Genomic DNA, 13131 nt, shown 5'->3' with positions numbered 1-13131 from the left:
TGATGACCTATTAATTACTGGATCAATGCTGGTTCTTTAACTTTTTTCTGCAAAATTTCACTGTAGAGTTGACTTAGCTGGGTGGCTACCCCATCCCAACTAAACTTACTTTCTACCCGTTTTCTTCCAGCTTTACCTAATTCGTCTCGCCATTGTGGATTTAACAAAATCCGATCTATTGCAGCTGCAAAGGCGGCTACATCTTTGGGTGGAGCTAATAAACCTGTGATTTCGGGAACTACAGTAAATTGCAGCCCACCTACATCACTGGCTACTACAGGCGTATAACTAGCCATGGCTTCAATGGCCACTAGTCCAAAGGGTTCATAGTGACTCGGAACTACGCAAACATCAGCCGCAGCGTAGTAAGTCGGCAATATTTCCTGACTCAGGCGACCAGTGAGGGTCGTAAATTCACTCATCCCCAATTCATTAATTATATTCTCGATGCGATCGCGCTCCATCCCATCACTATTACCGGGAGTGCTACCACCACCAATAATTAATTTCAGGTTTTGATCACCACGTAATTGGGATTCGTTGACCGCACGCACCAAGTGTTCTATTCCTTTACGTCGATCAAAACGTCCCACATAGAATACAAGTTTAGTCTCCGGTGCAATTCCCAATTGTAATCTTGCTGTTTGACGGTCAATAGAACCAAAGCTACGAATATCTGTACCGCAGGGAATAATTTCAATATTACCTTGAGGGGAAACCAGCGATCGCATATGTTCCTTTTCCTGGGGACTTGTGGCCACAATTGTTTCTGCCCTCTCCAACACTTCTTTTTCCACTGCCAATCGCTGACTAGCAATTATGGGAATATTTTCTATTGTACTGTACTTAACGGCTCCCAGTGAATGGTAAGTATGAATTTGCCCCGTACCTTGGATTTTATTGAGTTGCATCCCTATCCAGCTAGAGTGCCAGTAGTTTGTGTGCGCCAACTGATACGTTATACCATTGTGTCTTTGGAATTCCAGGAAATTATCCAAAAATTCCGGCATATATGCCAACAGATTATCTCGGGGTACAAACTCTACAGCACCTGCTTTTAAACGAATAGTGCGGCAATTTTCGCTCAATTGCACAATTTTATCTTGTTCTCTACTCAGCCGGGTAAACATATCAACTTGCCATCCCAGCTTCGCGAGTGCTTCACCCACATTACGCACATAAACATTCTGTCCACCTGCCTCTTCCTGACCAATTTCAATCGCCGGGTCTCCATGAACAGAAATTAAGGCAATACATTTGTCGGTAGTAGGTTTCATAGTTTGTCTGTTGCTTATTCTGAGAATGTATCGTCAAAGTTTCGCCTCTTACATGATTATTTAGGAACTTTGAGTAATCTTTATTTTAATTTAATTATGTCCAACAATTTAATCTTTTGGGTACTCAGTCTATAGTTATTTGCGTATACAGCACTTGTGAAGTATAAAATACACAGTTTAATATTATAAATCTTGTGGGTTGGGCATCTTTCCCAGCCTTTTGTACCTCACTCAGATGTAATCTACTGTACATTGATATCTAATGCCAGTAGATAACTGCAAATCTAATTCTCATAAAAGCAACCCTCCCCCAAAGTTAACTTAGAGGAGGGTATGAAGATATGTCCGTCATGACCCGATCTGCTGACATTGCCTAGGCCTAGCTCAGGGTAGACATCGCGATTCTTGATATAATTCACACAACATGGGCATAAAGAATCCTGTGAAATTTTTTTCCATGTGCGTAGATCATAGATAAATTTCAGAAAAATTTGGCACCACACTAATAATCATTTCCTAGAAAAACTCGACAAAGGGGGATTTATAGGGAATTAAAACCTAAAAACCGCGATTTTTAATTTTAATTCCTCTCCCCTCTAGACTCAATTAGCTTTGTGCTGCTAACATCTGCTTGAGCTTTTCTAATTCAGAAGCCCAACGTGGATCTGGACGAATTGCATCTGATTCAGCACTTGTGCTGGTTTCCCGCACAGCACCACCGCCGCCACGCCGTGACTTCTTAGAACCTTTCTCACGACGACCGCCTTCTTTTGGTGTAGGAGCCGGATGACCACTAACACCACTAGCTGCTTTAGCAGGTTGCTCTTCAGCTTCCTCAGGTTTGGTTCGAGGTAATGCTTTTTCTAGCTTGAGGGGCGTCTCTTTGAACAATTGACCATTATACTTTTCAATAATTTGATCAGCTTGCTCGTCATTGTTGACCGTGAGAAAACCAAAACCACGGCATTTGCCAGTTTTGCGGTCTTTAATTAGTTTTGTAGTCACAGCATCGCCTTCAGCGGCAAAAACTGCTTGCAAATCTTGACGATCTATTTCTTCTTTTGGCAAATTGCCTATATATAGGCGAATGGACATGAACTATACCTCCAGATTTGAACGAATATGGCAAGGCAAGAAAAGTATTACTTTACCAAAACTGCTATCAACCAAATTTTTTACTCCAAACTGTCAACCTATACAATACAATTTTTTGTTGGGATCAGGCTTGTTTAATACAAAAGCGCATACAATACTCAGCTAACAGCACCTCAATTATCAGATTCTTCACCTCTTCCCTGTCTTAAGAGCCGGGAATTGTCAACTGCTGCTACGTGACAGGTATCAACCTTGCCACTTCGCTTTTAGTTTTCGTTTCCCAGATCCGAAATCTGGGAGCAAGGGTCAAAACTTGCATACAGACCTGTGTGAGCATTGCAAGACGTTTGTTTTACCATTGGTTAAGACTTTTAACTTTGCGTCCATCAAAGATAAAACTATTTCCACTGTTGGAAACACAGCTTAACCAATTCTTGATGCCAGGGTCAATTGCTAAAGCGTTGTCTGGATTAAGATAGTGGTTGATTGCGGATTCTTTTTTTATAGACGAAATCAGCAATAAAAACTGATTTATTGGCAAGATTCGCACTTCCTTAATGTCTTCAAACTGCAAATTGGATGGCATTAGGATAGGAAACTATCAAAATTGAACCAACGTTTAACGGTGTTTACCAAAGGAATCTTGATGTGATCACCCACAAGTTTTAATGCTTGCTTAGGATAGCTCTGTCCGCAGAATTAAATACCATTTCTTATATTACCATGGTATCATCTACGTAACTAGTTCAAAGCATACATTTTTAATAACAACATTTGTATATCGTAGCATAAAATACTTTTTTTTCCTCAAGGGGGATCATCATAAACAAAAACCAGCCATTGGCTGGTATATTTGTGACTGCATGGGTGATCTAGTCCAGAGGTTCTTATCCCCACAAGGGTTAACTTTGGGGATATACCCCCCTGGATTTTCTAGTAGGGTTTTCAGCCGGGCTTCTGGAGCAAAAGAAGATTCATTGACTCAGGGTGCAATTTTTATCCACATTCCCTAGGAGGTGAGTTTGGCTTTTGGCTGTTGAGTTCAAGGTAGTACTAGCCGGTGAGAAAAATGTATGCAACCCAAGCCTGTGCAGCTACAGCCACAAAAGTAGACCAAATGGGATGAGGACTATAAATATTTTTACCAGTTTGAGTTTGCACTGTGTGAATATCAATCCAGGGTGTTGCTCCTCGGCGAAACCAGCCTGTAACTATAATTTGCCGACCAATTAAATCTTGGGGATTAACTGACTGTCCCAGAGGAATGTGGTGTAATTTCACTAACCCCGTGCTGCACTGAAGTATTAGGTCTTGTCCTAAGCAATTACCCGTACCTCGACGACCCAGGAGCTTACCCACAAGTTGCACGCTTATACTATCAATAGGAAGCGCAGATGGATTAGTTAAGAGGTTGATCAGGCTTTGATCATCCTGGACAGTAGCAGTTTTGATGTCTGGAAAAAATGAACTCATCCGCGACACCATACCGATGCTAAAGCCCATTAGTAGAAAACCCGTAATCACAGTCCAATCTTTGTATGTCCACTGGAGATTTAACCACCTCAGATTGACAGCAGTTTGCCACATCAGCCAAGTGAAACCCGCAAATACCAAACCCAGGGGAATACCCAAAAAAGGAGCGATTTGCAATAAGAATGACTGACTCTTTACCTGATAAGTTGCTTGGGCTTCGGCTACGGTCAACCCCAGGCTATTGAGATTTATTTCAGTATCTATATGCCAATGGCGAGCAATTTGGCTCAGACGTTGGATGCGATCGCCTATTAAAGGATGGCTATTATTAATAGTAAACCAGTGGCGATATGGATGAAGACTATCCCACATCAATAGAGATTCAAAGGGGCGTTGACCAGCAATACTACCCAAACAAAGGCTCTGCTCATAACCGACTGGTATTAAGAAATTTAAACTTTCCAAATGCCAACTTGTTTGTTCTGATTTTTGGATATCAGCAGAAATACCCATGGCAATTTTCAGTAAAGCACGAGTCAGAGCGTTGGGATTACCGGTAATTTCCGCAGCTAGGCGATCGCTATAGTAAAGCCGCAACCGCGACAAACATAAACTAATAGTAGTAAGCACATACCACAATCCATAAATCACACTCGCCAAAACATTGATGGGCTTATACCAAATTCCCTCTGACTTCCTGTTTCCCCATGTCGATATTTGCTCATATAGTCGATGAATGGGTAGTGAAAGCAGCAACACCAGAGACATAACCGCAAAATCCCAATGAGCAATATGTCCTAACTGTGTGGCATAAATAGTCGCAATTTCATCATCTGCCAGTTGCTCTAATAGTCCCTGAGTGACTACAATCCGAGCGTTGTTAGCCAGACTACCATAAGTCAACGCCATTGGTGCTGTTATGGGTAAAATTCGGAGTTTAGGACAGTGCCAGCGACGCTGTTGACAGTAACGTTGTATGACTCTAGCCGTTTCGCGACTGTGGCGATTTAATAAATCCTTGGACAATTCAGTCTGTCCATAAGACTTTCCTAATAGCCTATCTAACAACCAAGGTGATAGTCCCATCATAATCAATAAAACTATCAATAACAATGGCGCAGGGTTGCTGTGCGGCAACTTTTGGACTGTTAGGTAAGGTAATTTGTCTAAAGCAAAGTTAATCAATGCCGTGGTTAAATTGAGTATTACTCCCAGTAACCACAGCAAAGCCATGAATGTTCCCAGTCCTAGCAACCGCAAGGGAATTAACTGAGGCTTACCCAGGGGTTGCCATACCTTAGCACGTTTGGCTTGTCGCCAATAAATACACCGATGAAAGCTGGGACTAATCTCACTCCGAGGAGTTTTTATATAGCTGGAGGATCTGAACAAATTCTGCGGGATCACCGTATTCGGCACGCTACTCAGACTGGCTCGCGAATATTGACTAGTTTCTGCTACTCTCTGTTTCTGGGACTCCACCACCCCAGGGGTCTTAGTTGTTGATGCGGTAGCGTTTTGAGAATTCTCACCAGTTACAAACTCACCTCCGGGATTATCTGATAGCTGGCGTGGCGTAGCCATAGATTTACTACTTTTTTTACGGCTTTTTGCCAAGTGTGTGAGAGCAAGTTCAGCCCATTGTTTAACTCGTGTATCTTGGCTCTCTCTGAGAGTCTGACACAGAATAGTAGCCTTGCGAATTTGGCCAGTGCGTGCATAAGCCATGACTAAACCAACCCTTGCCTGTAAGTTAGCTCTAGGATTTACTTGACTAGTGGCCACAGGTGTAAGTTTAGCGATCGCAGTTTGGTAATTTCCTTGTTTGAGGGCTACTAAACCGGCTTCCAAAGACAGTTCGGCATCTGACAGCTTGCGTGGCGTAGCCATAGGCATAGAAATTTGGTTACTCCAATGTCCAGTAACTGATCCACGGTGGTAAACAAGAGCAAATCCTTAATGCCGTGGTCATTAATTTCACCCGATAGCTGGCGTGGCGTAGCCATTGAGTCCCATTAACACTCATGTTCCTCCAATCCACCGGGGCGATCTGCTTGCAGCGGCGTGGAAAACCCTACGCGCTTCACTTCAACTCACCGATGACCTCCCTGTAACTGTTGACAATTCCATGAAATGTGCAAGAGCAAAACTCCGCTTTCCATATTATCCAGTCTGTCCCACCGTACTTATTCCCTGATGCAAGATGTAGACAACCACGTTAATATTTCTATCTTCAAAATTTTTGCCACAATCTGGACAAATATAAATTTTAGGTGATAGACATTTTTGTCATTTTTCGGCACAGTTACCAAAATGGTGGCTGGTACTGGTATCTGAGGTTATATCCTTTTCAAACTTTCTTCGCTTCATACCCCCATAAATGCACCTCCCCAAGCTGATGACATGGGGGGCTTTTGTCAGTTCGCTGTTTTCCGCTCACCTCAAACCCTCTCCACAGGTTTGGAGAGGGGAGACTTTAATGCCGGTTAAAACCCTTGATTTAGAGGTAATCTAATTGACATTACTAACTGGTGTAATTCCCGCCAAATCTAAGATTGGTGCAATCAGATCCTCCCGCTTTACCGCCATCATGTGGACACCCTGACATAGTTGTCGCGCCATCTGCACTTGTTCAGCAGCAATTTTCATTCCTTCCTCCAGGGGATTTTTTGCGGTAGCCAACCTATCAATAATATACTGAGGAATATTTACACCCGGAACACACCGATTAATAAACTCAGCATTCTTTGCCGATTTCAACAGGAAAATTCCAGCCAAAATGGGTTTATTATGACTCAAGGCTATGATATCCATAAACTTTTCTAGGCGCTCAAAATCTGTAATCATCTGACTTTGGAAAAACTGCGCTCCAGCTTCAATTTTGCGTTCAAATCGCTTTTGCAAACCTGACCAACTCGGAGACTGTGGATCCACAGCCGCACCAGCAAATAAATCAGTCCCCCCATCTGTCAAGGGCTTCTCATCAGAATCAACGCCTTGATTCATTTTCCGAATCATTTGCAGGAGCCGCACAGATTCCAAGTCAAACACCGCTTTCGCATGGGGGTGATCACCTACTTTCACCGGGTCGCCAGTTAAAGCTAAAATATTGCGGATACCCAAGGCATGAGCACCCATCAAATCAGCTTGTAAACCAATTCTATTGCGATCACGACAAGCAACCTGACAAATCGGTTCAATGCCATTTTGCAACAGAATTACTGACGCTACCAAAGAAGACATCCGTAATACAGCGCGGCTACCATCGGTAATATTGACAGCATGAACCCTCCCCTTAAGGGTCGCCGCCATTGAAATCATGTGTGCTACATTCACCCCTTTTGGTGGAGCTACCTCCGCGGTAACTAAAAATTCGCCGGATTGGGCTGCCCGACGAAATGAGTTTAAAATTGTGGTATTTTGGGTATCCTGCATAACATTAATGTTTCACTTTTCTTCAAGGGTATAACGAATTACGCCCAAAAGTGAAACCTTTACAGAGGTAGGGAGTAGCCCAAAGCAGTTTTTACCTGTGCCAAAGTTTGATTAGCAATGGCTTCGGCTTTCTCCCGTCCCTCACGCAAAACAGACTGGAGATAAGCTTGATCTTCTATTATCCCTTGATATTTTTCCTGTATGGGTTTTAACGCATTAATTGTCGTTTCTGTCAATAGTGATTTAAATTGTCCCCAGCCCATATCTTGACATTCTGCTGCTACCTCTTCCTTCTTCTTCCCAGACAGCAGCATATACAGCGTTAACAAGTTATTACACTCTGGACGATCTGGATCACCGAAAGTCAAACCCCGAACTGGGTCAGTTTTACAGCGCTTAATCTTGTATTGAATCTGCTCTGGTGTATCCAGTAAATTAATTCGGCTTAAATCAGACGGATCAGACTTGGACATTTTGCGTGTACCATCGGCCAAACTCATCACCCTAGCGCCTTCCTGACGAATTAAAGCGGATGGTAACTTGATCACTGGTTGATCAGGTTTACCAAATTGATGATTTAACCGCGCTGCAATGTCCCTAGTCAATTCCAAATGTTGTTTTTGGTCTTCACCCACTGGTACTTTATCAGCTTGATACAGCAAAATATCAGCAGCCATCAGCACAGGATAGTCCAACAAGCCGACATTGACATTTTCACCCTGCTTAATCGCCTTCTCCTTAAACTGAATCATGTCTTGTAACCAGTTTAAAGGTGTAATGCAATTAAACAGCCAGGTCAACTCACTGTGGGCAGAAACATGAGATTGCACAAAAATCGTCGAGTGATTTAAATCCAGACCACAAGCCAGATAAAGCGCCACCAGGGTATAAGTATCAGATGCTAACCTTGTGGGATCGTGTGGTACCGTAATCGCGTGCAAATCAGCCACGAACAGGTAATTTTCGTATTCGCTCTGACCTTCTACCCAATTGCGAATGGCTCCCAAGTAGTTACCCAGATGGTAATTACCGGTTGGTTGAACTCCAGAAAGAACACGCTGCTTGCCCATAAATTTCCAATTTATCTCAAATCCGCCCGAAGAATATGGCGGTTACAAAACTCCTTCAATTTTGACACTTTCTGGGATAACTCGCTAATTGCTCATTGCTGCTTTTGTTATGTATCTATGTGACTCATCCATTTACCGATTGTTAATCTCTAGTGACTATCAGTCTACGGACGATGTGTCACATCAAGCTGATTGCTGAGAAAATGTAGAAAAAATGCCATAATAACCAGGCATATAACTTTACGTCAATGAAATTTATCGGCATTGATTTAGGCTGGAAATCCCAACCAAGCGGCTTATGCTGTTTAGAATTAATAGCAGAAAAACTGCACATCATCGATTTAGATCGGCGCGAATGTATTACAGACATTTTCGCCTGGATAGATAACCATGTACCCGCAAATCAACCGGGGATGATGGCCGTAGACGCGCCCACATTGATCCCCAATGCTGTAGGGAGTCGTCTCCCCGATCAACTCACACATAAATACTTTGGCAAATATCACGCCGGATGTTACCCAGCTAATCAAAATTTACCCTTTGCAGAACGTACTGTAAATTTTGGTTTAGAATTAGAGTCTCGTGGATTTGTCCATGCACCCACAATTGAACCCCGAAGACCCGGTAGATATCAAATAGAAGTTTTTCCCCATCCCGCAATAGTTAACTTATTTAACCTAGAACGCATCCTGAAATATAAAAAAGGACGCATCAGTGAGCGCCGCTTAGAATTAATTAAACTTTACAATTACATTATTGATATTTTACCCACCATAGAACCTTCTCTGATCCCTGTACCCTTGGGTGGTTCATTTTCCCAAATCCCTACCACAGGCGCAGCACTTAAAGCAGCTGAAGACAAACTAGATAGTGTAATTTGTGCTTATGTAGCAGCGCACTGGTGGTATTGGGGTAAAAAACATAACTTAGTGTTAGGCGATCGCACAACCGGTTATATTGTCATCCCCACAAATGTGGGGAGCGGGGAATATTGAAACCCCTACTCCCTCATCCTTGAGCTTATTCCGCCCAAGCAATCAATCTCGGCTCATAAGGACTAGATAGATGTTGGTGGTGCGGTAACACACGCAAAGACAAGCCTTGCAAACCAGAGACAGTATAAGTAATGTTAGCTGTGTAAACACTCAACCCTGTTGCATCCTGTCCTTGGTAATCCATGACTACAGGCACTGCATTCACAATTTCACCATTAGCATCAATGCTACCTTGGTATAACTCCACCCGCACATCATCATTAGTCAACGTGGCCAAGTCAACCTTAGCTTTCACAGCAACGGTTTGATTTACCTCAATATCCGTATCTTCAGATACATCAATATCTTTAATTCTGATATTGAACCAGTGATCTCGGAGTTTTGATTTCCAACTAGCTAATTCTTTAGCAGGGGCGTAATTATCGACAGTGAGAATATGATAGCGATCGCTAGCTGGAAAATAAGCCCGTTGAGCATATTCTCCCACCATCCGGGCTGTATTAAAGAAAGGACAATTCAAGCGAATTGCATCTTTCATTTTAGCAATCCACGCACGGGGTAAGCCATCCACATCGTGATACTCGTAGAACAGAGGTATCACTTCCTTCTCTAGTAATTCGTAGAGGGCATTAGCTTCTACCTCATCTTGATAATTAGGATCATCATAATTCTCGCCATGTCCAATTGACCAACCAGTGCGGACATAATCAGCTTCATCCCACCAGCCATCGAGAACACTTAAATTCAGCAATCCATTCATGGCGGCTTTCATACCGCTAGTACCGGAGGCTTCCCGTGGACGGCGTGGCGTGTTTAACCACACGTCACAACCAGCTACCATCAACCGAGCAATATAAATGTCGTAATTAGGAACAAACACTACTTGTTTTTCCAAGTGTTGTTCACGGATAAAGTGATTAATGTCGCGGATTAGTTCTTTTCCGGGGATATCTTTGGGGTGAGCCTTACCAGCGATCACAAATTGTAGCTTGCGATGTTTGTTCCCCTGCAAAATCTGCTTGATTCTGTCTAAATCGCGCATCCACAGGGTCGCACGTTTGTAGGTAGCAAAACGTCGAGCAAAGCCAATGGTTAAAACGTTGGGATCGAGAACTTCCTGAGCTTGGTTAATTTCTGCAGCCGCCGCGCCGCGATCGCGCAAATGCTTCACCAAGTGTTCTCGGACATATAAAACCATGTCTAAGCGACAGCGTTCGTGATTGCGCCACAATTCCTCATCGGGGATCGCATCCATCCGTTCCCACAATGGGCTATCTGGTGGTGCTGATGACCAGTTAGGACCCAAGTACCGATCATACAACTCTTGAGTTGACTTTGCTACACAACTGCGGGCATGAACACCGTTAGTAATTGCCGCAATTGGTACTTCTTCCACAGGGACTTTTTGCCACAAACCCTTAAACATCTGCCGTGACACCACACCATGCAACTGTGCCACACCGTTGGAAAATGTCGCCATCTTCAAGGCCAACACCGCCATACTGAAAGGTGCCGATAAATCACCCGTATTTTCCCGCCCCAGTCCTAAAAATTGCTCTTTAGGCAAACCAAAGATTTCTGCATAATACCCCAGGTAATACAAAATCTTATCAGGAGCAAACAAATCTATCCCAGCTGGTACTGGTGTGTGGGTAGTAAAGATATTACTCGAAGCTACCACTTGTCGGGACTCGGCATAACTTAATCCTTCTTCCTGAATTAAGATCCGGATCCGTTCTAAAGCAGAGAATGCTGCATGGCCTTCATTCATGTGGTAGGCCGTGACATTGTAACCCAGTGCTTTCAACATCTGTACACCACCGATCCCCAGCATAATTTCCTGGTGAATCCGCATATCAATATCACCACCATATAGCTGGTCTGTGATGTCGTGGTCGTAAGGGTTATTGGGTTCAATATTCGTGTCTAGCATATACAGTGGTACCATTCCCACCTGTACACGCCACACTCTCGCGTAGACCTTGCGCCCTGGATAATCCACCGCAATCCTTAGTTCTGAACCATCTGGATTACGCTCTAGGTGCAAGGGCATATTATAGAAATCGTTGATGGGGTAGCGCTCTTGTTGCCAACCATCCGCATTCAGGTATTGAGCAAAGTATCCTTGCTGATACAACAACCCCACACCCACAAGAGGTAAACCCAAGTCACTGGCAGATTTGAGGTGATCCCCCGCTAGAACACCCAACCCGCCAGAATAAACCGGTAAACAATCTACCAGACCGAATTCAGCCGAAAAATAGGCATAGCATTCTTTTGGCTTTGAGCTGCGCTGTTTCTGATACCAAGTACGCTCTTGTAAATAATCTTCTAACTGACGAGCCGCCCGATCCATTTGTGCTAGGAAGCCTTCATCTTCCACAACTTCCAAGAGCCGCCCTTGATTGATGGTACCCAGCATTAATACGGGGTTATGATGGCTAGATTCCCATAGATCAGGGTCTAATCGACGAAATAAATCTTTACTTTCAACATTCCAATCCCAATGCAAGTTATATGCTAGTCGTCTCAGGGGTTCGAGCCGCGAGGGTAAGGAAGGGGAAACATTAAATGTGCGAATCGGCTGCATAGTTTGGTAAAGCTCCAAGTTTAATTTTCGGTATTGTTTATGTATTTATTGCTGTTTATACTCAATGTTGCCAATTCTTTTGACTGTGTGTGTAAATAACTTTGTTCAGCATTGATAGTGATTCTTTCCATCGCTGATAAAGTTTACACTAAAGACATTTTTAAGTCTATGGATTACTCACAAGTATGTACTTAGTATATTAAAATTTGACTCTTATCTGTCGGCTAAAAGTTAAACAAATATAAATAAATTTTTCTTAAATCTCACAAGTTTAGCTAAGAAGACTCTATTTGATGTGTCCAAAAGACTCAATAAACATCTGTATCTTCTTCTTTATTGCTTACCAAGCTAGTTAGATGACTATGGCGATTGCCCTATAGACAGAGCCGCTGTATAAGCTAAAATTACCCTGTATCAGGTATTTGAGACAACAGGTTCATCTTTTTTTAGTTATTGCACGCAATATTGTATGCTAAACTACTAAGTAAACATTGAGTGTATCTGAGGACATGGCTGGATTAATAAAAATTAAATAAGTATCAATCATAGCTATATTAAGGAATATTTAGGGTTATACGTCCTTTCAGGGAGTTTTTATCAGTAAATCATTCATGTTTCCTCTGAAATATAACTTCTTTCTCCTAACTCTTCCTTTTTTTTCAGGGATTGCGTATTTTTTTGTACTACATCACTTATGTATAGCCTCAAATAAATAACGTTAGTTGTAATTTCTCAGAGGATGTTTGATAAGTTTTCAACAGGTAATTTTTATCTTAGGGAACAGGGAACACACCGAACACACCGAACAGGGAACAGGGAATGGGAAATGGGAAATGGGAAATGGGAAACACACAAAAAACAATAAAATCCAGTCCCCTACCCTTACAAGGGGAGGGTTAGTGTGGGGTCAAACAATAGTTGATACACTAATCATGACTTGACAAACATCCTCTCACAGGTATGATTTTTTTCATATCTGGCCATCGCTGTTTGATATATAAATGTATCTAAGTATGATCTCAATATCGGTAATTATTACCCTATGAATAATATCATTCAGGACTTACGCAACTGGCACAAATAGGGAGCGGAGGGAGCCGCGCCACGGGACAATTTCAATTAAACCAAGCACATAGGAATACTTGGGCGTTTGAGTTGCTGTATTAAATAATTAGACAGCAAATTATGCTTGATTT

General features: G+C 42.6%; 7 protein-coding genes and 1 pseudogene. 1 reads left to right on the top strand and 7 read right to left on the bottom strand.

The genetic code is table 11. The features are described from left to right. Nucleotides 1-14 precede the first annotated feature (14 nt). The 6 genes and pseudogenes from NWP22_RS01375 to trpS all read right to left on the bottom strand — a co-directional run bounded on the left by NWP22_RS01375 (nt 15) and on the right by trpS (nt 8350). Nucleotides 15-1277 (bottom strand): glycosyltransferase family 4 protein, encoded by a 1263-nt coding sequence (locus NWP22_RS01375; RefSeq protein WP_271732369.1) that lies wholly within the window; start codon nt 1275-1277, stop codon nt 15-17. Nucleotides 1278-1883: 606 nt separating this feature from the next. Next, complete coding sequence (locus NWP22_RS01370; protein ID WP_271732370.1) at nt 1884-2372, bottom strand: RNA recognition motif domain-containing protein; 489 nt, start codon at nt 2370-2372, stop codon at nt 1884-1886. 355 nt (nt 2373-2727) lie between these two features. Then, nucleotides 2728-3059: pseudogene (locus tag NWP22_RS18325) on the bottom strand (RNA-guided endonuclease TnpB family protein); the annotation flags it as partial. A gap of 366 nt (nt 3060-3425) precedes the next feature. After that, nucleotides 3426-5735, bottom strand: coding sequence for a M48 family metalloprotease (locus NWP22_RS01365; RefSeq protein ID WP_271732371.1), 2310 nt, complete (start codon nt 5733-5735; stop codon nt 3426-3428). A 621-nt stretch (nt 5736-6356) separates the two neighbouring features. Beyond that, nucleotides 6357-7280: a methylenetetrahydrofolate reductase gene (locus NWP22_RS01360; protein ID WP_271732373.1), complete on the bottom strand. Its 924-nt coding sequence runs from the start codon at nt 7278-7280 to the stop codon at nt 6357-6359. A 59-nt stretch (nt 7281-7339) separates the two neighbouring features. Further along, on the bottom strand, nt 7340-8350 hold the full coding sequence (gene trpS / locus NWP22_RS01355; RefSeq protein ID WP_271732375.1) for a tryptophan--tRNA ligase: 1011 nt from the start codon (nt 8348-8350) through the stop codon (nt 7340-7342). Nucleotides 8351-8598: 248 nt separating this feature from the next. Between trpS and NWP22_RS01350 the strand changes: the two genes are divergently transcribed. Further along, entirely contained in the window at nt 8599-9345 is a 747-nt protein-coding gene (locus NWP22_RS01350; RefSeq protein ID WP_271732376.1) for a DUF429 domain-containing protein, read from the top strand. A gap of 25 nt (nt 9346-9370) precedes the next feature. Here the strand turns inward: NWP22_RS01350 and glgP are convergent, their stop codons facing one another. Continuing rightward, nucleotides 9371-11935: an alpha-glucan family phosphorylase gene (gene glgP / locus NWP22_RS01345; protein WP_271732416.1), complete on the bottom strand. Its 2565-nt coding sequence runs from the start codon at nt 11933-11935 to the stop codon at nt 9371-9373. Between the last annotated feature and the right edge of the window lie 1196 nt (nt 11936-13131).

Origin of the sequence: Anabaenopsis tanganyikae CS-531, assembly GCF_029891675.1 — a bacterium.
GTDB lineage: Bacteria > Cyanobacteriota > Cyanobacteriia > Cyanobacteriales > Nostocaceae > Anabaenopsis > Anabaenopsis arnoldii.
The sequence above is the reverse complement of the archived record's forward strand: the minus strand, read 5'-3'. Positions and strand labels throughout refer to the sequence as shown.

Excerpts from the sequence above, each read along its gene's own strand:
- NWP22_RS01350 (WP_271732376.1), top strand. The coding sequence starts at position 8,599 with ATGAAATTTATCGGCATTGATTTAGGCTGGAAATCCCAACCAAGCGGC.
- NWP22_RS01365 (WP_271732371.1), bottom strand. The coding sequence starts at position 5,735 with ATGGCTACGCCACGCAAGCTGTCAGATGCCGAACTGTCTTTGGAAGCC.
- NWP22_RS01375 (WP_271732369.1), bottom strand. The coding sequence starts at position 1,277 with ATGAAACCTACTACCGACAAATGTATTGCCTTAATTTCTGTTCATGGA.
- NWP22_RS01360 (WP_271732373.1), bottom strand. The coding sequence starts at position 7,280 with ATGCAGGATACCCAAAATACCACAATTTTAAACTCATTTCGTCGGGCA.
- trpS (WP_271732375.1), bottom strand. The coding sequence starts at position 8,350 with ATGGGCAAGCAGCGTGTTCTTTCTGGAGTTCAACCAACCGGTAATTAC.
- NWP22_RS01370 (WP_271732370.1), bottom strand. The coding sequence starts at position 2,372 with ATGTCCATTCGCCTATATATAGGCAATTTGCCAAAAGAAGAAATAGAT.
- glgP (WP_271732416.1), bottom strand. The coding sequence starts at position 11,935 with ATGCAGCCGATTCGCACATTTAATGTTTCCCCTTCCTTACCCTCGCGG.